Source organism: Amycolatopsis sp. NPDC033938 (assembly GCF_055575975.1).
In genome coordinates this window covers 163,928-187,209 of record NZ_JBVIRO010000005.1, presented here as the reverse complement: position 1 = coordinate 187,209, position 23,282 = coordinate 163,928, and the positions used below count along the sequence as shown (strand labels likewise).

Here is a 23,282-nt window from a genome sequence, read left to right as displayed (position 1 = left end):
CTCAGCCCACCACGGACCGCAAGCCGACGAAACGGTCAGCCGATCGTCCACAACTGGAGCGCGGACCCGGTGTCCGCGCGTTGCGTGACGGCCGCACCGTCCGAAGTGGACGCTGTGGTGAGGAGCAGTCCCGACCGGACACTGGCGAGCTTGTACCTGCCATCCGGCTGTTTCGCCGCGGTCCAGCGCTGGTTGGATCCGCCGGTGCACGTCCACTGGATGACCCGCGCGCCCGCGGTGGTCACGCCGCCTTCGACGTCGGCGCACAGCTTCGAATGCGCGTTGGTCAGGGTGTAGGAACCGTCGGACTGCCGGGTGAACAGCCACTTCTGGTTGTCACCCTGGTTCGGCGCCCAGGTGATCAGGGGCGTTCCCGCCGCCGTGGACGAGTCCGGGTCGTCGAGGTTCTTGCCGGACGCGGCGAGGGTGTGGATCCCGCCGAGAGTGCCCGCGTCGGCGTCGGTGAACGTCAGTGTCTGCTCGGCCGCGGTCCGGCCATCGCCGACGGTGCTTCCGCTGGTGTCGGTCCACGACCGTGGAGGGGTGGTCTCCGCCTGCCGGGACGTCTTGCCGGAGAGGCCGAGGACGAGCCCGCTGTAACGGTTCACCAGCCGGAACTTTCCGGCGTCCACAGTGGACCGGATGACGAACCATCGCTGACCGACGGTCGCGGACGAGGTCGCGGTGGGTTTCGCGCCCCACGCCCGGCCGGCCTGGACGGTGTCGACGCCGAGGAACTGGCCCGTGGCGGCGTTGACGACACGGTACGAGCCGTCGCCGTCGGGGGAGAACTGCCAAGCCTCGCGGTCGGAGCCGGTCGTGCTCGCGACCGAGGTCGTCGCGGTTCCGGTGCCCTGCGCGAGCACCCGGCCGTCACCGAGGCCGATGCGGTACTTACGTGAACTGTCCACAGGGGACGGTGCGGGTGCGGACGACGTGATGGTCTGCGTGGTGTACTCGCCACCCGCGCCGCCGGAGCACGCCACCGCGCAGTAAGACCGGAACTGCTTGCCGATGATGGTGGAGTTCGTCTTGTTCGCGGCATCGACGAACCAGCGGTACCAGGACTGGTTGGTGTAGGAGCCGGTGTCGCCGATCAGCCGCCACTTCTGCGTCGACAGGTCGTCGGTCGCGTAATAGCGCTGCGGGACGACGCTGTCCACGGCTTCCGGTGTGCCGATGTAGAGCCCGAGATACGCGTTGTAGGCGATGTTCATGACGAACAGATCGGATTTGCGCGGCAGCTGCCCCGCGGCGATCTGCTGGCTGACGTTGCCGGTGTTGGCCGGGTCGTAGTCGTCCGCCACGGGTGTGTAACCGGTGTCGCCCGATGAAGACACCGGGACCATGTTGCTCTCGCGGCCGCCGACACCGGGCTGGGTCCAGCCGCCGTCGAACCACTTCTGCCACGAGCCGGTCGCCATCTTGCCCGAGATCGGCGCCCTGGCGACGTGTGCCAGGCCGGTCATCGGACCGCCGGCGCCCGCCTTCGGCACGATGCGCGAGCCGTAGTAGACGTAGAAGTAGCCGGACGCGGTGTCGACGAACAGGCGCGGGTCGCCGTCGCCGTAGTCGAACGTCTGCTGCGGGAAGGCCGCCGTGTCACCGCGTTTCGTGCTGTAGGGCGAGGTGATCGCGTGGTCCTTGATGGCCCAGGTCCGGCCTTGGTCGGTCGATACGGCCCAGTCGATCGCGTCGTAGTGGGAGAACGAATACGCGCCGAACGGCTCGGGGGTGAACTCGTTGTGGATCAGGCCGTACCAGTCGCCGGTGTCCGGATCCACCCAGACGCCGACGGGATCGCAGAAGTTGCGCTGTGAATAGCCCGATCCGGGCGGCGGATAAGTGGCTTCCTTGCCGGTGGGGCTGTTGTTGCAGCGCCAGGTCGTATCGTCGTTGCGATCGGCCGGATTCGCCGGGTTCACCGCGCCACTGATCGGGTTCTTGCCGAAACTGTCGAAATCGCGTCCGCTGTAGAAATCCCATTTCCGCGGCTCGTTCGCCCCGTAGAGCGCGGCCGCCTGCTGGAAGTAGAAGGTGCCGTCCTTGTCGACGTAGGCACTCGCCGGTGTGTCGGTGGTCGGGCTGAACGACTTCTTGGCGTCCACGGTGATGGTGTACGTCGCGTCCAGCGGCGCGGCGCCGGACGGCACCGGTACCACCGTGGTCGCCGCCACGGCCAACGCCGCGGCGCCGAGAAGAGGCAGGGTCCGCATGACTCTCTCCCAAGGGTGACCCGCACCACAGTTGGCGGGGCGGTCGCCGATGCTATGAACGTTAATGCGCGTAAGTCAACGTGTTCACTCAACTTCAAGCGCCTTACATGCACTTATTGCGCGGAAAGTCCAAGCGTCGCCGTGCGGAAGTCCAAGGTCATCCGAGCCCGTCCTCGGGCACCAAAGGCGGGTCGTCGGGGGCCGGGATCCGCGAACTCCAGCCGCCGGGGACGGTCTGGGCCCGCGATTCGCGGAACCGGCCGGGGGAGACGCCCACCCGGCGGGTGAAGAGGCGGGTGAAGTAGGCGGCGTCTTCGTAGCCGATCGCCTGAGCCACGCCCTGCACCGGCATCCGCGTAGTGGTCAGGAGTTCCTTCGCGCGGTTGAGGCGAAGCGTCAGCAGATGGTCCTTCAGCCCGGACTCGGTACTCCGGCGCACGGCCGCGCGTAGTTCGGCCAACGTCATACCTTGGCGAGCCGCGATCTCCGCGACGCTGATCGGCAGCAAGGCGTCGCGAGCCAGTGCCTCCAGCAGGGAACCGCCGCTGGGGGTGCGGTCGGCGCGTGCCCGGCGCAGCGCCACCAGCAGATGGTGCACGGCCGCCGACGCGTCGACCTGCGCCAACGGGCTTCCGCCGCGCGCGCAGCGCACGATCCGGTGCACGATGTCGCGGACGACCATGACGTCGCCCAAGGGCACCACCGGCTCCTCGGGGGTGACGTAGCCGAGTTCCACGTAAGCGTCCACGGCGCCGCCGTGGAAATCGACGAAGCACTCCTCCCAGCCCTGCTCGGGATCGGGCGCGTAGTGATGCCCGACGCCGGGGACGAGCCACAGCAGTGCGGGTGCGACGACCTCCTGCCGTTCCCCACCCGGCACGGCGAACCACCCGTGGCCCTTGGACACGATGACGGCCACGTAGTGATCGAGCACCCGGGGGCCCACGACGGGCAGGACGCCGTGCTGCAACCCGACGCCGAGGCACACCAAACCCAGCCGTCGGTGCACGGCGGACGGTGTGAAGTACCGCATCCAGGTCCGGTAACCCATGTCCGCATCTTCGCTCAAGGGGCCCGCCCGTGGCCCCGGCTCACCGCCGCGGGTCAGAGTCGCCGGCCGGTTTCAGGCCGAGCGCGAGGTGGAGTTGCCGGGCCCACCAGCGAACCTGAGCGGCCGGATCGTCCGACGCGGTACCCGTGACTCCGGCACTGCGCCGGAAGGCGCTTCCGTACAGGGTCTCCGTCGCCATCGCCTGGTGCAGGGCCGCGACCGCGAGCCGCGTGTCGTCGAGCGAACCGCCGTCAGAGCGCAGTCCATGGAGGGCGTCGACGACCGGGGAGAGCATGCCGCTGCCCTGGTCGCGCCAGCCCGCCGTGTGCAGCGCCACCGCGAGCTCGCCGAAACCGCGCTGGTAGAGGGTATGGAGCGCCTCGACGAGTGCGAGCAGGTCGGCGTCGTGGTCCAGCCAGCCGGCGAGGAGATCCTGAAGCGCGTCCCGGAGGCGGCGGCCTCCGTGCCGGAGCAGCTCGGCGAGCAGCTTCTCGCGGTTGCCGAAGTGGTGTGCGACGCCGGCGTCGGTCATGCCGACCCGCGCGGCCACCGCGCGCATCTGGACGGCGGCCACACCGGACTCGGCGAGCAGCGAAGCCGCCGCGTCGAGGATCAGCAGGCGAGCCTCCTCGGGAGACCTTCGGGCTCGGGGCGTCGTCACGGTCGGCATCCTACCTTGATGTGCCAAGGTAGTTGGGCTACCTTGACCTCTCAAGGTAATCGGCCCCTGGAGCGACCTCATGACTCGATCAGCGACCGCCGAAATCAGCCTCGACCTGGGCGAAGTCGTCCTGCGGGGCACGGTGACGGGTACCGGCCCGACGGTCCTGTTGCTCCACGCCGGCGGAGAGCGCCGCGGTGTCTGGGCACCGGTCGCCGAGGTACTGGCCGGGCATGGGCTCCGGACGGTGGCCTTCGACCTGCGCGGTCACGGCGAGAGCTCCGGCCGCGCGACCACGCTCCGGGCGCTCGCCCGCGACGTGGTCGAGATGATCGGTCGTGAACCGGCGCCGATCGTCCTCGTCGGCGCTTCGGTCGGCGGGCTGGCCGCCATCGCCGCCCTCGCGGACCCCGCCGTCGCGGCCAGGGTGAGCGGTCTCGTGCTGGTCGACGTCGTACCGGACCTGGACCCGGCGCGAGCGCGCTCGTGGCTGGACTTCCAGGGGCTCGGCGGCCGGTACACCCAGATCGTGGAGGACGTTCTCGGGTCAGGCTCCGCCCTGTTCGCGACGGCCGGCGCACTGGACCTGCCCATCCTCGTGGTGCACGCGGGGCGGGAGTCGCCGCTCAGCGAGGCCGATCTGGACCGGTTGCGCGCGGCCAACAGCCGGGTCACCGTCGTCCGCGTTCCGGCCGCGGGCCATCTCGTGGCGAGGGACGCTCCGGAAGAACTGGCGCGCCTCGTGTGGGCGCACATCGTCGCGGTCAAGGCCGACGCCGGGTAAAGAGCCGATGGCGGTGACCACCAGTGACGCACGTTCGCTCGCCCGTAATCGGCGATGGTGGTGACCAGGGGTATAGAACCACATACCGGTCGGCGACAGCGCGCTGCTTACACTGCTGGGCATGACCTACAGCGAACCAGCACCGGTAGCGGGCACCCGCACGCGATCGCTGGCGTCCGCGTCCCCCTCCGCCGAGGAGGTAATGGGGATCACGATCTATGGATGCGGGCAGGATGAAGCCGTCTTGTTCCGGGAGATGGCTCCTCGCTTTGGGGTGCGGCCGACCATCGTGGCGGAACCGGTATCCGAGGCCAATATCGAACTGATCGCCGGGAACCGATGCATCAGTGTGGGTCATAAAACCCGAATCGAGAACTCCACTCTTCTCGCGCTCAGCCAGGCCGGTGTGGTCTATGTCTCGACGAGGAGCATCGGGTTCAACCATATCGACGTGGAATATGCCGAGAGTGTCGGCATCACCGTCGGAAACGTCTCTTATTCGCCGGACAGCGTCGCCGACTTCACGTTGATGTTGATGCTGATGTCGCTGCGGAACGCGAAGTCCATCATCCGCCGGGCGGATGTGCACGACTACAGACTGCATGACGTGCGCGGGAAAGAGCTGCGTGACCTGACCGTCGGCGTGGTCGGGACGGGGCGCATCGGCGTCGCGGTCATGGACCGGCTGCGCGGTTTCGGCTGCGAAGTGCTGGCCTACGACAAGGTCCCGGCAGCCGACGCCACTTACGTTTCTCTCGACGAATTACTGCGGCGGAGCGACATCGTGACGCTCCATGCGCCGCTCAACGCGGATACATACCATCTCCTCGGTCGTGACAATATCGAGCAGATGAAGCACGGCGCGTTCATCATCAACACCGGACGCGGTGCGCTGATCGACACCGAGGCCCTCATCTCGGCTTTGGACAGCGGAAAATTGGGCGGGGCGGCACTCGATGTCGTCGAGGGTGAGGAGGGAGTCTTCTACGCCGACTGCAGTGACAAGAACATCGAAAGCAAACCATTGCTGCGGTTGCAGGAACTGCCGAACGTCCTCATCAGCCCGCATACCGCCTATTACACGGATCACGCTTTGAGTGACACCGTTGAAAACTCTATCGTCAATTGCCTGAAATTTGAAAGCGGGAACCAGCATGGGTAAGTTGAAACTCGGCATCATCTTCGGGGGATCTGGCGAAGAGCATCCAGTCTCGGTCAAGTCCGCGGTCGAGGTCGCGAAGAACCTCGACCTCGAGAAGTACGACCCGTACTACATCGGGATCACCCTGGCAGGCGAGTGGAAGCTTTGCGACGGCCCCAGCGCGGACTGGGAGTCCGGCGAGACCCGCCCGGTCGTGATCTCCCCGGACCGGAGCGTGCACGGCCTGCTGGTCCTCGACGAGGGCAAGTACGAGACGATCGCCCTCGACGTGGTGCTGCCCGTCCTGCACGGCAAGTTCGGTGAAGACGGTGCGATGCAGGGCCTGCTGGAGATCTCCGGCATCCCCTACGTCGGCTGCGACGTCCAGAGCTCGGCCCTGTGCATGGACAAGTCCCTCACCTACGCCGTCATCCGCGGCGCGGGAATCGCGACGCCGAACTTCTGGATCGTCACCTCGGACAACGACGTCGATCCCGACAAGCTCACCTACCCCGTCTTCGTGAAGCCCGCGCGTTCGGGTTCGTCGTTCGGCGTCAGCAAGGTCTCCGACAAGGAAGAACTGGCGAGCGCACTGGCGACCGCGCGGGAGTTCGACGCGAAGGTCCTGATCGAAGAGGCCGTCGTCGGCAGCGAGATCGGTTGCTCCATCCTCGGCAACGGCGACGACCTGTTCGCCGGCGAGGTGGACCGGGTCGCGCTGACCCACGGGTTCTTCAAGATCCACCAGGAAGAAAGCCCCGAGACCGGTTCCGAGAACTCGTCCTTCATCGTCCCCGCCGACATCCCGGCGGAGTCGCGCACGCTCGTGCAGGAGACGGCGAAGGCCATCTACCGCACCTTGGGCTGCCGGGGTCTCGCGCGCGTGGACCTGTTCCTCAAGGAAGACGGAAGCGTCGTGCTCAACGAGGTCAACACCCTGCCCGGCCTCACCTCGTACAGCCGTTACCCGCGGATGATGGCGGCCGCCGGCCTGCCGCTCGGCGAGGTCGTCGACCGGCTGGTGGCGTTGACCTTGGCGGGTCGTAACGGATGAAGGATGATTTCGTCTTCGTAGACGAGGTCGTCCCCGGAATACGGTGGGACGCCAAATACGCCACCTGGGACAACTTCACCGGTAAGCCGGTGGACGGGTACCTGGTGAACCGCATCGTCGGCACCAGGGCCTTGTGCGCCGCACTGGAAAAAGCGAAGGACGAAGCCGCGTCTCTCGGTTTCGGCTTGCTTCTCTGGGACGGGTACCGCCCGCAGCGCGCGGTGAACCGCTTCATGCGCTGGGCGGAAGAGCCGGAGGACGGCCGGAAGAAGGCGCGGCACTATCCGAACATCGACCGGCCCCAGATGTTCGAAAAGGGTTACGTGGCAACGAAGTCGGGGCACAGCCGGGGTAGCACGGTCGACCTGACGATCTACCACCTCGCCACCGGTGAACTCGCCCCCATGGGCGGCGACCACGACGTGATGGACGTCGTCTCGCATCATGGCGCGGAGGGGATCACCGAAGAAGAAGTGAAGAACCGGCTCCACCTCCGTTCCATCATGGAGGCGAGCGGGTTCAGCGCTTATGAGTGCGAGTGGTGGCATTACAGCCTGAAGGACGAACCCTATCCGGACACCTATTTCGATTTCCCCATCGAATAGCCGGGCCGGTTGCCGGTTTAGCAGGTCCGTGAAGGCCTCCTTCCCTACTCTCAAGGTAGGGAAGGAGGCCTTCACGGACTTCCGGGGCTTGGCTGCAGGCCACCCTGCATCGGTGGTGGCACGCGGTGTTGACTGGACGCATGATCCGCAGCGAACCAGTACGGACAAGGGTCCGCCGGGTGCTCAGGGCCTCCGCCGCCGGCCCGCGAGTCGTCGTCGCGGCGATCGCGAGGGCGTTCGGCTACCGGTTGGTCCGCATCCAGCCGCGCGACGCGCTGGGCGAGGAGCACGGGGCCATCCCCAAGGGGACGACGGTGTTCGACGACCGGGTGCCCGGGGTCGTCAATCTCGATCCGGATCTCCTCGCCGCCCTGCGCAAGGCCGCGACGGCCGCCGCGGACGACGGGGTCGAGCTCTTCGTCAACAGCGGCTGGCGCTCCCCGGAGTATCAGGACCGGCTCCGTCGCAAGGCCGTCGCGAAGTACGGATCCGAAGAGGAGGCCGCCCGGTGGGTGGCCACCCCGGAGAAGTCCATTCACGTGGCGGGTGGCGCGGCCGATATCGGGCCGCCCGCTTCCGCGGCGTGGCTGTCCGAGCACGGCGCCGATTACGGGTTGTGCCAGATCTACCGCAACGAACCCTGGCATTACGAACTGCGCCCCGAGGCGGTGGAGAACGGATGCCCGCCCATGTTGCCCGACCCGAGTCATGACCCGAGGTTGCGGCACTGACCTCACCTGCGCCGCGAACGCGCCTGACGAATCGTGTTAGAACGTCACATACTGCGCGTACTCACCCCGCTTGACCCGGTCGTTTGTCACGCGGACCCGATTAGTCGCCTCCGTGAACACGACATCTTCGCCTTATCCCCCGGAAGGTTAAAAGGAGCACTCGGTACCGGGGGAACAAAACTCGACTGTCTTGTCGAGAGGGGCGGCGTGTCTTGGCGTAATCGCCTTTGCTCGGTGTTCGCGATCGGCGTAACCCGCGGTCCCGTCGGCATAATCGGGCGAATCGTGCCAGTGGGATAAGTCCCCCGGTTTCGGCGGGCAGGGGCGGAGCAGGCGCGCCAAAACAAAAGGTTCTCGATATCCGCGTTGTCAAGCCGTGAACGGACAATGACGGAATCGCCGTGTGCGGCTCGCCCGGGTGACGGGATCGGCTGAGCCATCCTCGCCCCGTCGGAACGAGCTCTGATGTTTTCGCAGGTCAAGCCCGTTGTGGGCAGGGGCCCGGGTGCCTCCCGTTGTACTTTCCGTCGACCGACGCGGTGCTTCCACCAGTACACCCCCTCGCTTTGCTCCGGGGGTTCGACCTCTCGATCGCCCGTCATGATCACCCGTTCGCCGCAGTGGTTCCCCGAAAGGAATACCGGTACGGCCATTCGTGTGAAGAACTGTCGATGAACGGAATATGACCCCCCTAGTCCATGCTCATCGCGGGCGAAAAATCAAGGCCCGCGAACGGTCTAACCGGAGGTTGCGAACAGCCTAACCGGGTGGACGTCTAGGGGGTGGTTCCGCGCGGGTGCGCTTTACGCACTGTACGGCTCGTGCGTCAACAGAAACGGGAAAAGTTTCGAAAAATGATCTTGGGTGGGGACCGCACTGCGGAAATCACACTGTTCGTCAATTGCCGACAACGATCGGTCATGCCATGCTGACAGCGTGTGCACTCACTGGGGATGTGCCACCTGCTGGGGACTTAGGGGGTGCGACGGTGACTCGCGACCGCGAGGAAATCGTAGAAACCAACCGGTGATACCACTGGTCTGAGCTCGGCCTTCGCCGAGTACGCGAGGCCGCCCTGTTCCGAAACCTCGCATCGCAGCGCGCTCCGGCGTCGTCGAGCCGAACCGACAACGGCTTGTCGAGCCGATGTCGTTGTGCGCTCGTCTCACCGAAGCACGCACAGGGGCGAGCAGAGGACGCCGGCCTGACCCGGTGGTGCCATCGGAGCGCAACGTCGCCTCCGGTCACCGGGTGGACCGTGGAAACGGCCCGTGCACGTACGGGTCTGTCAATGGTGTTCGCGGGATCCTCACTGCCGAGGCTCCCCTCTCGCGGCCGGCCCCGTGCCTGCCGAAATCTCGGTGTCCAACCACGGATCTCGAGCAGTTGGACCGTGGGTTCCATGTCGTACCGCAAGTTGCCGAATAACAGATTCATTGGGGGCTAGGTGGATCCGACGAGAGTTGACGTTCTCGCTCTCCCGGTCGTCGAAATCGAGCTGTCCCGGCTGTCTTCCGTTTGCTCGCCACGAACCTCGGGCGAGGATCCGGAGCACGTCGAGACGCTGTTGTCGGCAGAGTGGGAGCTTCCGCCCATTCTCGTGCACCGACCGACGATGCAGGTGATCGATGGCCTGCACCGGTTGAAGGTGGCGCGGGTCCGGGGCGATACGAAGATCTTGGCGAGGTTCGTCGAAGGCACCGAATCGGATGCCTTCGTCCTGGCGGTCGAGGCGAACATCCGGCATGGGCTGCCGCTGTCGCTCGCCGACCGCAAACGTGCGGCCGTCCAGATCATCGGGACGCATCCGCAATGGTCCGATCGGCGGGTGGCCTCGGCGACGGGGATCTCCGCCGGCACGGTGGCCGACCTGCGAAGACGCGGAGGAGAGAACGGGAACCAGGCGAGAATCGGGCGGGACGGCCGGATCCGTCCCGTCGACAGTTCGGAGCGGCGGAAACTCGCCGCCGAGCTCATCCGCAACGATCCGGGCCTTTCGCTCCGTCAGGTCGCCAAGCAGGTCGGCATCTCCCCGGAGACGGTCCGCGACGTGCGGGGAAGGCTGGAACGTGGTGAGAGCCCGACCCCGGACGGGACAAGGAGACTGCGCCCGAAACCGCATCCGTTGAGTTTGACGGAGCCGGACCTCGGCCAGACCGTGGACCGTGAACGGCTCGCCATGCTGGAGCGCCTCAAGGCCGATCCCGCGCTGCGGCTGAGCGAAGTCGGCCGGATCCTGTTGCGCATGCTCACCATGCACTCCATCGACGGACAGGAATGGGAGCGGATCGTGCGCGGTGTCCCGCCGCATCTGTACGGCGTGGTCGCCGGATTCGCCAGGGATCACGCCAGGGTCTGGGCGGGTTTCGCGGATCACCTGGAGAACCGGGCGACCGATCTGGCCGCGGGATGAGCGTTTGACCTACCCGGTGGCCGACGGCTCGCCGCTCGGCCACCGGTCGATCCGTTGTCCACAATGGACACGCGGGCCGATGCCCAGTCCTCGCGGCTGGACATCGGCGAGGGGGCGGCCTAAGAAAGAGCGGTGACCCTCCAGAAGGCGCTCGTCGTCGGCACCGGACTGATCGGCACCTCGGCCGCGCTGGCCCTTCGCGGGAAGGGTGTGGCCGTCTACCTTTCCGACGTCGACCCGGATGCCGTACGGCTGGCGGGGGAGCTCGGCGCCGGTCTGGGGTGGACCGGCGAGCAAGTGGATCTGGCGGTGATCGCCGTACCGCCGCATCTGGTCGGGGAGCGGCTGGCCGCACTGCAGAAGCAGAATGCCGCGAGGACCTACACCGACGTCGCCAGTGTCAAGGTCGATCCGATCGCCGACGCGGAGCGGCTCGGCTGCGACCTGACCTCTTACGTACCAGGACATCCGCTCGCCGGCCGGGAGCGATCCGGCCCGGGGGCCGCCCGCGCCGAGCTGTTCTCCGGCCGGCCCTGGGCCCTCTGCCCCGGCTCCGCGACCAGCGCGGACGCCATGCGGCGGGTGCGGGAACTGGTGTCGTTGTGCGGGGCGAAAACGGTCGTCGTCGGCGCGGATGAGCACGACTCGGCGGTGGCGCTGGTGTCGCACGCCCCGCACGTGGTGGCGTCCGCGGTGGCGGCGAGTCTGGCGTCCGCCGACGAGGTCGCGCTGGCGCTGGCGGGCCAGGGGCTGCGCGACGTGACCCGCATCGCCGCCGGAAATCCCTTGCTGTGGCGGATGATCCTTTCCGGGAACGCCGATCCGGTCGCGGCGGTGCTCGACCGGATAGCGGCCGATCTCGCCACGGCCGCCTCGGCGCTGCGGTCCGGTGATCTGGCCGGACTGACGGATCTGCTGGAGCGTGGCGCGGACGGCCGGCGCCGGATCCCCGGCAGCTGAGACGAGCGCGTTCCGCGGCGAAAACCGTTGCCACCGCGTCCAAGTGCCGAAAGTGCTCGCTTGGACCCACTCGTGGACATCGACTCGATTAAGCACGATTGAGATCGCCGACTTGGCGTATGAGAGAGGTGACCGGATGGATGTGGTGTTGCGCTTCGGGGGGGTGGACAAGAGTGATGACGATCCCGATCCCTGGGTGACCAAGGTCAACAAGGGGACTGTGCGCCGCGTCCTCACCTACTTCCGCCCGCATATCGGCAAGGTGGCGCTTTTCGTTCTCGTCGCCGTGCTGGAGGCGCTTATCGTCGTCGCGACTCCGTTGCTGCTGAAGGAGCTCATCGACGGCGGCATCGTCAAGAACGATTCCGGGGTCGTGGTCCTGATGGCCTGCCTCACCGCCGGACTCGCCTTGGTGGCCGCGGTGCTGGCGCTGGTGTCCGGCTACATCTCCGGCAAGATCGGGGAGGGGATCACCTACGACCTCCGCGTTCAGGCACTCGACCACGTCCGGCAGCTGCCGATCGCGTTCTTCACCCGCACCCAGACCGGGGTGCTGGTCGGTCGGCTGCACACGGAACTGATCATGGCGCAGCAGCATTTCACCGGTCTGCTGATGGCGGCCACCGGTGTGGTCATGGTCGTGGTGGTGCTGGCCGAGCTGATCTACCTTTCGTGGCTCGTCGCCATCATCACGCTGGTGCTGATCCCGCTCTTCCTGGTGCCCTGGATCCGCGTGGGGCGGGTGATCCAGCGGCGCAGCGTTGGCCTGATGGACGCGAACACCGGCCTCGGCGGACTTCTCCAGGAACGGTTCAACGTCCAGGGCGCGATGCTCTCCAAGCTCTTCGGTCGCCCGGCCGAGGAGATGGCCGAGTACGAGGAGCGGTCCGGCCGGATCCGCGACATCGGGGTGAGCCTTTCGGTCTGGGGCCGCACGGCCTTCGTCATGATGGCGCTGATGGCCTCGCTCGCCACCGCGCTCGTCTATGGCATCGGTGGCGAGCTCGTGCTCGCCGGCGCGTTCCAGCTCGGCACGCTGGTCGCCATCGCCACCCTGCTCTCCCGGCTGTTCGGGCCGATCACCCAGCTGTCCGGGATGCAGGAACTCGCGCAGACCGTCGTGGTGAGCTTTTCCCGGGTCTTCGAGCTGCTCGATCTTAAGCCGCTGATCCAGGAACGCCCGGACGCGGTCGACCTCGAGAAGGACGTGGCGCCGGACGTCGAGTTCGAGAATGTGAAGTTCCGTTATCCCACCGCGGACGAGGTTTCGCTGGCGTCGCTGGAGCACCTGAAGGGCGAGCGGGAGCGTGGGGAAGTGGCGCCGGAGGTCCTTCGCGGCGTGAGTTTCCATGTGCGGGCCGGAACCCTCACCGCGCTCGTCGGCCCGTCCGGCGCGGGGAAGAGCACGATCACCCACCTGGTCTCCCGGCTGTACGACCCGAACTCCGGGACCGTGCGCGTCGGCGGGCACGATCTGCGGGATGTCAGCTTCTCCTCGCTCCGCGAAACGGTCGGTGTGGTCAGCCAGGACGCCTACCTCTTCCACAACACGATCCGGGAGAACCTCCTCTACGCCCGTCCGACGGCCACCGAGGACGAGCTGATCGAGGCGTGCAAGGGGGCCCAGATCTGGGACCTGATCGAATCCCTTCCGCTCGGGTTGGACACCGTCACGGGTGACCGCGGCTACCGCATGTCGGGTGGGGAGAAACAGCGACTGGCCATCGCCAGGCTGCTGCTGAAGGCACCCACGATCGTCGTGCTCGACGAAGCCACCGCCCACCTGGACTCCGAGTCGGAGGCCGCCGTCCAGCGGGCGCTCAAGACCGCGCTGCGCAGCCGGACCTCACTGGTGATCGCCCACCGGTTGTCCACGATCCGCGAGGCCGACCAGATCCTCGTGATCGACGGTGGCGGGGTCCGGGAACGCGGCACGCACGACGAACTGCTCGCCGAGGGCGGTCTCTACGCCGAGCTGTACCACACGCAGTTCGCCAACCCGGCAAACGACGCGCCCAAACCGGAAGTCGAAGAACCCGAGCTGGACGAGCCCGAGCCGGCGATCCAATACATGGGTTTCGGAGGATGACGATGAATTCCGCAGCGCGGACCACGCCGACGGTGCTGGACCTGTTCGCCTCGCATGTCGCCCGGACACCCGACGCGGTGGCCGTCGCCGACAGCGATCAGGTTCTGACGTATCGGCAGCTCGACGAGCGCGCGGCCCGGCTTGCCGGGCGGTTGATCAACCGGGGCATCCGTCCCGGCGACCGCGTCGCGGTCATGATGGACCGTTCGGCCGACCTGGTGGCGGCGTTGCTCGCCGTGTGGAAGGCGGGGGCGGCGTACGTGCCGGTGGATGCCGCCTACCCCGCTCCGCGGGTGGAATTCATGGTGGCGGATTCGGCTGCCGCGCTGATGGTGTGCTCGGCCGCGGCGCGTCACGCCGTACCGTCGGGGATCGAGTCGATCGAGGCGGACGCCGCCACGGACGACGAGGTCCCCGGCGCGGCCGCGGCGCCGGTGGGCCCCGGAGAGCCGGCGTTCGTGATGTACACGTCCGGCTCGACGGGCACGCCGAAGGGAGTGGCGATCTCCCAGGGCAGCGTCGCGGAATTGGTGCGGGACCCCGGTTGGGCGATCGAGCCGGGTGAAGCGGTGCTCATGCATTCGCCGCACGCCTTCGACGCGTCCCTGCTCGAAATCTGGACGCCGCTGGCGGCGGGTGCCCGGGTGGTGATCGCCGAACCGGGTGCGGTGGACGCCCGGCGGCTGCGGGCCGCGGCCGCGGCCGGGGTGACGAGGGTGTACCTGACCGCGGGGAGTTTCCGCGCGGTGGCGGAGGAATCGCCGGAATCGTTCGCGGCGTTCCGTGAGGTGCTGACCGGTGGCGACGTAGTGCCCGTGCACGCGGTGGAGCGGATACGGGAAGCCTGCCCGCTGGCGCGGATCCGGCATATGTACGGCCCGACGGAAGCGACGATGTGCGCGACGTGGCTGCTGGTGGAGCCGGGTGACGAGCTGGGTCCGGTACTGCCGATCGGACGTCCGCTGGCCGGCCGCCGGGTCCAGGTGCTCGACGAGTCGCTGCGGCCCGTCCAGCCCGGCGTCGTCGGTGACCTGTACCTCTCCGGGAGTCTGGCGGAGGGCTACTTCGGCCGGGCGGGACTGACGGCGGAGCGGTTCGTGGCGGATCCCGCCGCGCCAGGGCAGCGGATGTACTGGACCGGGGACCTCGCCCAGTGGACCGCGGACGGTGAGCTGCTGTTCGCGGGCCGCGCCGACGACCAGGTGAAGATCCGCGGTTTCCGGATCGAGCCCGGCGAGATCGAGGCCGCGCTGATCGCGCAGCCGGAGGTTCAAGACGCCTTCGTGGCGGCGATCGACGGACGGCTCGTCGGCTACGTGGTGGCCGACGGGGAGGTGGACACCCTTCTCGTTCGCGAGCGGCTCGGTGCGGTGCTGCCGGCGTATCTTGTCCCGGTCGTCGTGCTCGCGTTGGACGCGCTTCCGTTGACCCGTAACGGAAAGGTGGACAGGGCGGCGCTGCCCGTTCCCGGGTTCGAGGCGAGCGCCACGAGCCGCGAACCCGCGACCGAGGAAGAGCGCGTCCTTTGTGGACTGTTCGCCGAGGTGCTGCGGCTCGACCGCGCCGGTGTCGACGACGGCTTCTTCGCGCTGGGCGGCGATTCGATCTTCGCGATGCGCCTGGCGGCACGGGCGGCCAAGGCGGGCCTGCTGGTGACGCCCGTCCAGATCTTCGAGGAGAAGACCCCCGCCCGGCTGGCGGCCGTGGCGCGCCCGGTACCGGCCGAGCGGCCCGTCGACGGGCCCCTGATCGAGCTGACCGCGGCGGAGGAGGCGGAGCTGGCGATCGCCGCTCCGGCCGCCGACGAGATCTGGCCGCTGGCGCCGTTGCAGGAAGGCCTGCTCTTCGAATCGATCCTCGACGACCAAGGGCCGGACATCTACCAGGTTCAGGTGATCCTGGAGCTGAACGGACCGCTGAACGAGGCCAGGCTGCGGGCCGCTTGGGAAGCGGTCGTCCGACGGCACGCCGAGCTTCGGCTGACCTTCCATCGGCTCGAATCGGGCAAGACCGTGCAGGCCGTCCACGGGGACTTCACCCTGCCGTGGCGGTCGGTGGACCTGAGCGGGGCCGACGACGTCGACGCGGCCGTCGAGGCCTTGGCCGGGCAGGAACAGCAGAAGCGGTTCGACCTCGCCGCCGCGCCGCTGGTCCGGCTGGTGCTGGTCCGGACCGGTGAGGACCGGCACCGGCTGCTGTTCGTCATCCACCACATCCTGGTCGACGGCTGGTCGGTGGCGGTCATTCTCAACGAGGTGTCCGAGGCGTACGCGGCGGGCGGACGGCTGCCGGAACCGCGCGGCGGTGCCTCGTTCAAGGACTACCTGGCTTGGCTGGACCGGCAGGACAAGGACGCGGCCCGCGCGGCCTGGCGGACGGAACTGTCCGGCCTCGACGAGCCCGCGCTGATCGCGACGGCGGCCGCCGCGACGGACTACGACTACCGGGCCACCCACCTGTCCCCGGCTCTGCACACCAGGTTGCTGGAGTTCTCCCGCGAGCACGGGCTGACGCCGAGCACGGTGGTGCACGCCGCGTGGGCGATGGTGCTGGCGCGCCTGACGCGGCGGACCGACGTGGTGTTCGGCACCATGGTCGCGACCCGGCCCGCGGAACTCGAAGGTATCGAGTCGATGCCGGGCCTGCTGATGAGCGCGGTGCCGGTCCGGGTGTCCTTGGACGGCGGGCGATCGGCCGTGGACCTGCTCACCGATCTGCACAGCCGTCAGACGGCCCTCAAACCGCATCAGCATCTGGGCCTGCCGGAGATCCAGAAGGCGGCCGGACCCGGCGCGACCTTCGACACGCTGCTGGTGGTCGAGAACTACCCGCGGGAGTACGCCGCCCAATGGACACATCGGCGCACGATCGAGGGCACCCACTATCCGTTGACCCTCGGCATCACTCCGGGGGACCGGTTCAGGATCCAGCTCGGCTACTGGCAGGGGCAGGTCCCGGAGGTCGTCGCCGAGTCGCTGCTGGACTGGTTCGTCGGCGCGATCGACGCGCTGGTCGCCGACCCGGCGGGCCTGGTGGGGCGGATCGGGATCGGCACCGCCGAGAAGCGCCGCTGGGAACCGCCGCTGGTGGCGGGCGAGCCGCTGCCGACGCTGGTGGGACGGATGGCGGCGCGGCTGCCGGACAACGTGGCGCTGGCGGACAGCGACGGCGAGCTGACCTACGCGGAGCTGTGGGAGCGGTCGCTGAAGTTCGCGGCCGTGCTGCGGGACCACGGTGTCGGCTCCGAATGCCGGGTCGGCCTGGTGGTCGGCCGATCGTCCTGGTGGACGGTGGGCATGCTGGGCGTGTTGCTGGCAGGCGGCACGTTCGTGCCGGTGGACCCGGCCTATCCGGACGAGCGCAAGGAATGGATCTTCCGTAGCGCGGATCCGATGCTGGTGGTGTGCGCCGAGGCGACGCGGACAACGGTGCCCGCCGAGTTCGCGGACCGGCTGCTGGTGATCGACGAGGTGGATCTCTCGGCGGGCTCGGACGCGGAGCTGCCGCGGGTGGATCCGCGTAGCGCCGCGTACGTGATCTACACGTCGGGGTCGACCGGTACCCCGAAGGGTGTCGTCGTCACCCATACCGGACTGGGGAATCTGGCGCTGGCGCATATCGACCGGTTCGGGGTGACGCCGTCGTCGCGCGTGCTGCAGTTCGCGGCACTCGGCTTCGACACCATCGTTTCCGAGGTCATGATGGCGCTGTTGTCGGGGGCGACGCTGGTCGTGCCGCCGGAGGAGGATCTGCCGCCGCGGGCGTCGTTCACCGACGTGCTGGAGAAATGGCGTATCACGCAGGTGAAGGCGCCGCCGTCGGTGCTGGGCACGGCCGAGACCTTGCCGGAAACGGTGCAGACGGTGGTGGCGGCGGGAGAACTCTGCCCGCCGGGGCTGGTGGACCGGTTGTCCGCGGACCGGCGGATGATCAATGCCTACGGGCCGACCGAGACCACGATCTGCGCGACGATGAGCCTGCCGTTGTCGCCCGGTCAGCATCCGATCCCGTTCGGCGGCCCGGTCCCCGGGGCACGCGGATATCTGCTGGACTCGTTCCTGCGTCCGTTGCCGCCCGGTGTCACCGGTGAGCTGTATCTGGCCGGGATCGGCGTGGCCCGCGGCTATCTGGGCCGTCCGGCGCTGACGGCCGAGCGGTTCGTCGCCGATCCGTTCACGCCCGGTGAGCGGATGTACCGGACCGGGGATCTGGCGTACTGGACCGAACAGGGCGAGCTGGTGTCCGCGGGACGCGCCGACGACCAGGTCAAGATCCGCGGGTTCCGGGTCGAACCGCGTGAGATCGAGTTCGCCTTGTCCGCCTACCCGCGGGTCACCCAGGCCGCGGTGACCGTCCGCGACGATCGCCTGGTCGCCTACGTGACCCCGGGCGACATCGACACGCAAGCGGTGCGGTCGCAGCTCGCGTCCCGGATGCCGCAGTACATGGTGCCCGCCGCGGTGGTGGCGCTGGACGCCCTGCCGCTGACGGCGCACGGGAAGATCGATCGGCGCGCGCTGCCCGATCCCGATTTCACCACCGGGCCGCCCGCCAGGGAACCCGCCACCGAGACCGAGCGGGTGTTGTGCGAGTTGTTCGCCGGCGTGCTCGGCCTGGAGCGGGTCGGGGTGGACGACAGTTTCTTCGAGCTGGGCGGGGATTCCATCCTCTCGATGCAGTTGGCGGCACGCGCGCGGCGGTCCGGGCTGACGTTCACCGCGGCGGACGTCTTCGACGGGAAGACCCCTGAGCGGATCGCGCGGCTGGCGGAGGAGTCGGCGCCGCCGGAGCACGGTCGTTCCACGACGCCCGACGGTGCCGGTGAGCTCGAGTGGACGCCGGTGATGCGGATGCTGGGTGACGGCGTCACGGGACCGGGGTTCGCGCAGTGGACGACGGTCGGCGCGCCCGCGGATCTGACGGTGCAGGCGCTGGCGGCGGGATTCGCGGCGCTGGTGGACACGCACGACATGTTGCGGGCACGGGTCGTCGACGACGAGAGCGGCCGTCGCTTGGTGGTGGGTGAGCGCGGATCGCTGGACGTGGCGCGCTCGGTCACCCGCGTGAGCGTCGACGGTCGCTCGCCGGACGAGGTCGCGGAGGAAGCGGCCCGAGCGGCCGTGAGCCGGTTGGATCCGTCGGCGGGGGTGATGGCGCAGGCGGTGTGGGTGGACGCCGGACCGGATCGGGTCGGCCGCCTGGTGGTCGTGGCGCATCACTTGTCGGTCGACGGCGTGTCCTGGCGGGTTCTGCTGTCGGATCTGCAGCTGGCCTGCGAGGCGGCGGCCGCGGGACGGAAGCCCGCGCTGGAGCCGGTCGGCCTCTCGTTCAAACAGTGGGCGAACCGGTTGAAGGAGTGGGCGGTCTCCGCGGAACGCGTCGCCGAACTGCCCGCGTGGAAGGCGATTCTCGGTTCGGAGGAACTGACCACGAATCAGGCCGCGGAAGGTGCGGTGCGCTCCCGCTCGTGGGTGGTGCCGAACGCGCAGACCTCGACGTTGGTGGGGCGGGCTCCCGTGGTGTTCCACTGCGGGGTGCACGAGGTCCTGCTCGCCGGGCTGGCCGGAGCGGTGGCGCGCTGGCGCGGCGGGGACGCCGTGCTGGTGGAGGTGGAAAGCCACGGCCGTCATCCGGCCGACGGGGCGGATCTGTCCCGGACGGTCGGCTGGTTCACCAGCGCGTATCCGGTCCGGCTGGAGATGGCGGGGACCGATCTGGCGGACGCGCTCGCCGGGGGTCCGGCGGCCGGGCGGTTGCTGAAGGTGGTCAAGGAGCAGTCGCGGGCCGTGCCCGGCGACGGGCTCGGCTACGGCTTGCTGCGGTATCTCAACGACGCGACGGGGCCGGTGCTGGCGGAATCGCCGTCACCGCGGATCGGGTTCAACTACATGGGCAGGTTCGCCACCGGTGAGAAGAGCGGTGTGCGGGCGTGGCAGCCGGTCGGCGACATCGGCAGTTCGCTGGAACCCGGCATGGGCCTGCCGCACGCGATCGAGGTCAACGCGATCGTCGCGGATCTGCCTGGCGGCCCGGAACTGACGTTCCTGCTGGAATGGCAGGAAGGCCTGCTTGACGAGGCCGAGGTCGAACGGCTGGGCGAGGGCTTGCTGGACATGCTGTCCGGGTTGGCCCGGCAGGCGGACGATCCCGCCGCGGGCGGGCACACCGTGTCCGACTTCGCCCTCGTCGACCTGGACCAGGGCGAGATCGAGGCCCTCGAAGCGGAATACGCGGACGCCGGTGGGGTCGCCGACCTGCTCCCGCTTTCGCCGTTGCAGCACGGGCTGGCCTTCCACGCGGGCTACGCAGGCGGGGTCGACGTCTACACCGCGCAGGCGGTGCTGGAGCTGACCGGTCCGCTGGATCTGGGGCTGCTGCGGAAGTCGGTGCGCGGACTGCTGGATCGGCATCCGAACCTGCGCGCCGGTTTCCGGCACGCCGCCGACGGGACCGCCTACCAGGTGATCCCCGGTGCCGTGGCGGTACCGGTGACCCTGGTCGACGTGACCGGGTCGGCGGATCCGGTCGCCGAGGCGGCGGCGGTGGCCGCGGCGGAAAGGGCGAAGCCGTTCGAGCTGGCCGAGCCCCCGCTGCTGCGGGTTACGGTGATCGCGCTGGGCGAGGACGAGCACCGGCTGGTGCTGACCAACCATCACATCCTGCTCGACGGCTGGTCGACGCCACTGCTGTTGGACGAGCTGTTCACGCTTTACCGCCACGGGGCGGTTCCGGCCGCGCTGGCGCCGGTCACCCCGTACCGGGATTACCTGGCCTGGGTGCGGGAAAGCGATCAGAAGGCGTCGACCGCCGCATGGCGTGACGCTTTGGCGGGTTTGCCCGAGCCGACCCTGGTCGCGGAGGACCGGCCGGTACCGGTCCAGCTGCCAGGGCAGCTGTGGGCGGCGCTGGACGAGACGTTCGCCGAGGCGCTGGCGGCGCGGGCCCGCGAGTGCGGGGCCACGGTCAGCACGATGCTGCAGGCGGTGTGGGGCATGGTGCTCTCGGCGCTCACCGGCCGCGACGACGTGGTGTTCGGGTCGGTGGTGTCCGGGCGACCGGCCGAGCTGCCCGGCATCGAGACCATGGTCGGCTTGTTCATCAACACCGTCCCGGTCCGGGTCCGGATGCGGCCGCAGTACACCTTCGCCGAACTGGTGCGGCGGATGCAGGACGAACAGGTCGCGTTGCTGGCGCATCACCACGTCGGGCTCGCCGACATCCAGCAGGCCGCCGGGCTGGGCCGGTTGTTCGACACCCTCGTCGTCTACGAGAACTACCCCAGGCCTGCCGAGACCGCCGACGCGGAACCGGATCGGTTGCGGGTGGGGGACTTGTCCGCCGCCGATGCCACCCACTACCCGCTGGCGCTGGCTGTCGTGCCAGGCACCGATCTCCGGCTGCGGCTGGAGCACCAGCCCGCGCTGTTCAGCACCGAGCAGGCCACTGCCGTGCTGGAGCGGTTCACTCAGGTGCTCGAAGCCGTCGTCGCCGATCCGCGTCTGCCGCTGGCTGCGGTGCCGATCCTCACCGAGTCCGAACGGCGACAGCTGCGAGCGCGTAACGAGACCGCGGTGGAGGTGCCGGACCGGACGCTGCCGGAGCTGTTCGCCGCGCAGGTCGCCGCCACCCCGGAGGCGACCGCGGTGACCTTCGAGGACCGGTCGCTGTCCTACGCCGAACTCGACGCCCGCTCCGATCGGCTCGCGCGCCGGCTCATCGATCGAGGTGTCGGACCCGAAGACCTGGTCGCGGTCATGCTGCCCCGGTCGCTGGAACTGGTCATCGCGTTGCTGGCGGTCACCAAGACCGGCGGTGCCTGGCTGCCGATCGATCCGGTCTATCCGGCCGACCGCGTCACCTACATGCTCGATGACGCCGGACCGGCACTGGTGATCACCACCGCGGCACTTTCGGCGACCCCGGCCGGTGCGGTGCTGGCCACCCGGTCGACGACGATGGTGCTCGACGATCCCGGAGTGGTGGCCGAACCGGCAGGTCCGGACCGGGCGCCGGTCACCGACGCCGACCGCGTCCGGCCGCTGGATCCGCGCGACCCGGCCTATCTCATCTACACCTCGGGTTCCACCGGTCAGCCCAAGGCCGTCGTCGTCACCCATCGGAACCTGGCGAACTATCTGTTCCATTGTGGACGGAAGTATCCCGGTCTGCGGGGACGATCGCTGATGCATTCGTCGATCGCCTTCGATTTGACGGTGACCGCGGTGCTCACTCCGCTCACCGTGGGCGGCACTGTTCAGGTCGGCGCACTGGAAGATTTGATCGGCACGGTGGAGAGCGCTCCGTCGTTGTTCCTCAAGGCCACGCCGAGCCATCTGAAGACGTTGGACACCGGTACCCGGGAAATCACCGTGCCCGGCGACCTGCTTCTCGGCGGCGAACAGTTGCCTGTCGACACGATCGCCCAGTGGCGCCGGACGTACCCGAACACCGTGGTGGTCAACGAATACGGGCCGACCGAGACGACGGTCGGATGTGTCGAATACCGGCTCGAACCCGGTCAGCCGGCGCCCTCCGGCGATGTGGTGCCGATCGGCACCCCCATGACGAACGCGCGGGCGTTCGTGCTGGATTCGTGGCTGCGGCCGGTGCCGCCGGGCGCGATCGGCGAACTGTACGTGGCAGGTGCGGGAGTCGCCCGGGGCTACCTCGGCCGGCCGGGGCTGACCGCGACGCGGTTCGTCGCCGATCCGTTCGGTTCCGGTGAGCGGATGTACCGGACCGGGGACCTGGTGCGGTGGAATCCGGACGGGGAACTGGTGTTCGCCGGCCGGGTCGACGATCAGGTGAAGATCCGCGGATACCGGATCGAGCCTGGAGAGATCGAAGCGGCACTGGTGGCGCAGGACTCCGTCGGCCAGGCGGTGGTCGTGGCCCGTGACGGTGCTTCCGGCAAACGGCTCATCGGATACGTGACGGCCGCCGGGGAGACCGGACTGGACGAAGCCGAGGTGCTCGACGGTGTCGCGGCCCGGTTGCCGCGGTACATGGTGCCGGTGGCGGTGGTGGTGCTCGAAGCGCTGCCGTTGACGGCGAACGGGAAGGTGGACCGGGACGCGCTGCCGGATCCCGACTTCAACGGCCGCGCTTCGGGCCGGGAGCCGGTCACGGAGGCGGAGCGGTTGCTGTGCGCGCTCTTCGCCGAGGTGCTCGGCCTGGAGCGGGCCGGTGCGGACGACAGTTTCTTCGAACTGGGCGGGGATTCGATCCTTTCGATGCAACTGGCGGCGCGGGCCCACCGCGCGGGAATGGCCTTCGGCGCGCGCGAGGTGTTCGAGCAGCGGACGCCCGCGGCGATCGCGGCGATCGTGGAGCGAGCGGCGAGTGTTCCCGTCGCGGCGGAATTCGCCGCGTCCGACGTCGCCCTTCTGGAACTGGACCAGGACGAGATCGACGAATTCGAAGCCGAATTCGAAAGCGGCCGCTAACTGCTGCTGCTGCTGAGTGTGGGCGGGTTGGTCGTGAGTGGCGATTAGGGTTATAAACCCAATACCCCAGGACCTCCCACCCCGAATTCAACCGGGTGTACTCCGACAAGAAGCCCATTTCGGATCGAGGG

The 23,282-nt window shown here is 68.6% G+C and carries 12 protein-coding genes; 9 read left to right on the top strand and 3 right to left on the bottom strand.

Going from position 1 to position 23,282, the window contains the following annotated elements; genetic code table 11:
- Positions 1-35: 35 nt before the first annotated feature.
- The 3 genes from ACZ5ZX_RS16760 to ACZ5ZX_RS16750 form a co-directional block, all read right to left on the bottom strand.
- The gene (locus ACZ5ZX_RS16760; RefSeq protein ID WP_465502891.1) at positions 36-2,216 is read right to left on the bottom strand and encodes an RICIN domain-containing protein; all 2,181 of its coding nucleotides are present in this window, start codon (positions 2,214-2,216) and stop codon (positions 36-38) included.
- A gap of 157 nt (positions 2,217-2,373) precedes the next feature.
- Entirely contained in the window at positions 2,374-3,267 is an 894-nt protein-coding gene (locus tag ACZ5ZX_RS16755) for a helix-turn-helix domain-containing protein (protein WP_465502890.1), read from the bottom strand.
- A 40-nt stretch (positions 3,268-3,307) separates the two neighbouring features.
- On the bottom strand, positions 3,308-3,928 hold the full coding sequence (locus tag ACZ5ZX_RS16750; protein WP_465502889.1) for a TetR/AcrR family transcriptional regulator: 621 nt from the start codon (positions 3,926-3,928) through the stop codon (positions 3,308-3,310).
- Between the two features lie 79 nt (positions 3,929-4,007).
- On the opposite strand from ACZ5ZX_RS16750, the gene ACZ5ZX_RS16745 reads away from it, so the two are divergent.
- The 9 genes from ACZ5ZX_RS16745 to ACZ5ZX_RS16705 all read left to right on the top strand — a co-directional run bounded on the left by ACZ5ZX_RS16745 (position 4,008) and on the right by ACZ5ZX_RS16705 (position 23,151).
- Positions 4,008-4,712, top strand: coding sequence for an alpha/beta fold hydrolase (locus tag ACZ5ZX_RS16745; protein WP_465502888.1), 705 nt, complete (start codon positions 4,008-4,010; stop codon positions 4,710-4,712).
- A 121-nt stretch (positions 4,713-4,833) separates the two neighbouring features.
- Positions 4,834-5,874, top strand: coding sequence for a VanH-AOV family D-lactate dehydrogenase (gene vanH, locus ACZ5ZX_RS16740; protein ID WP_465502887.1), 1,041 nt, complete (start codon positions 4,834-4,836; stop codon positions 5,872-5,874).
- Positions 5,867-6,907 carry a D-alanine--(R)-lactate ligase gene (gene vanA, locus ACZ5ZX_RS16735; RefSeq protein WP_465502886.1) on the top strand — a complete coding sequence of 347 codons (1,041 nt, stop codon included), beginning with the start codon at positions 5,867-5,869 and terminating at the stop codon, positions 6,905-6,907. Before vanH ends, vanA begins: the two co-directional genes overlap by 8 nt.
- The gene (gene vanX, locus ACZ5ZX_RS16730; protein WP_465502885.1) at positions 6,904-7,512 is read left to right on the top strand and encodes a D-Ala-D-Ala dipeptidase VanX; all 609 of its coding nucleotides are present in this window, start codon (positions 6,904-6,906) and stop codon (positions 7,510-7,512) included. Before vanA ends, vanX begins: the two co-directional genes overlap by 4 nt.
- A 140-nt stretch (positions 7,513-7,652) precedes the next feature.
- Complete coding sequence (locus ACZ5ZX_RS16725) at positions 7,653-8,243, top strand: M15 family metallopeptidase (protein WP_465502884.1); 591 nt, start codon at positions 7,653-7,655, stop codon at positions 8,241-8,243.
- A gap of 1,447 nt (positions 8,244-9,690) precedes the next feature.
- The gene (locus ACZ5ZX_RS16720; protein WP_465502883.1) at positions 9,691-10,656 is read left to right on the top strand and encodes a ParB/RepB/Spo0J family partition protein; all 966 of its coding nucleotides are present in this window, start codon (positions 9,691-9,693) and stop codon (positions 10,654-10,656) included.
- 132 nt (positions 10,657-10,788) lie between these two features.
- Complete coding sequence (locus tag ACZ5ZX_RS16715) at positions 10,789-11,616, top strand: prephenate dehydrogenase (protein WP_465502882.1); 828 nt, start codon at positions 10,789-10,791, stop codon at positions 11,614-11,616.
- A gap of 136 nt (positions 11,617-11,752) precedes the next feature.
- Positions 11,753-13,705: an ABC transporter ATP-binding protein gene (locus ACZ5ZX_RS16710; protein ID WP_465502881.1), complete on the top strand. Its 1,953-nt coding sequence runs from the start codon at positions 11,753-11,755 to the stop codon at positions 13,703-13,705.
- Positions 13,706-13,707: 2 nt separating this feature from the next.
- A complete protein-coding gene (locus ACZ5ZX_RS16705; protein WP_465502880.1) occupies positions 13,708-23,151 on the top strand; it encodes an amino acid adenylation domain-containing protein in 9,444 nt (3,147 codons plus the stop codon).
- The last annotated feature ends 131 nt before the right edge of the window (positions 23,152-23,282 follow it).

What these genes read in the sequence shown, in the direction of transcription:
- ACZ5ZX_RS16705 (WP_465502880.1), top strand. Translation starts at nt 13,708, where the DNA reads ATGAATTCCGCAGCGCGGACCACGCCGACGGTGCTGGACCTGTTCGCC.
- ACZ5ZX_RS16710 (WP_465502881.1), top strand. Translation starts at nt 11,753, where the DNA reads ATGGATGTGGTGTTGCGCTTCGGGGGGGTGGACAAGAGTGATGACGAT.
- vanH (WP_465502887.1), top strand. Translation starts at nt 4,834, where the DNA reads ATGACCTACAGCGAACCAGCACCGGTAGCGGGCACCCGCACGCGATCG.
- vanX (WP_465502885.1), top strand. Translation starts at nt 6,904, where the DNA reads ATGAAGGATGATTTCGTCTTCGTAGACGAGGTCGTCCCCGGAATACGG.
- ACZ5ZX_RS16760 (WP_465502891.1), bottom strand. Translation starts at nt 2,216, where the DNA reads ATGCGGACCCTGCCTCTTCTCGGCGCCGCGGCGTTGGCCGTGGCGGCG.
- vanA (WP_465502886.1), top strand. Translation starts at nt 5,867, where the DNA reads ATGGGTAAGTTGAAACTCGGCATCATCTTCGGGGGATCTGGCGAAGAG.
- ACZ5ZX_RS16745 (WP_465502888.1), top strand. Translation starts at nt 4,008, where the DNA reads ATGACTCGATCAGCGACCGCCGAAATCAGCCTCGACCTGGGCGAAGTC.
- ACZ5ZX_RS16725 (WP_465502884.1), top strand. Translation starts at nt 7,653, where the DNA reads ATGATCCGCAGCGAACCAGTACGGACAAGGGTCCGCCGGGTGCTCAGG.
- ACZ5ZX_RS16755 (WP_465502890.1), bottom strand. Translation starts at nt 3,267, where the DNA reads ATGGGTTACCGGACCTGGATGCGGTACTTCACACCGTCCGCCGTGCAC.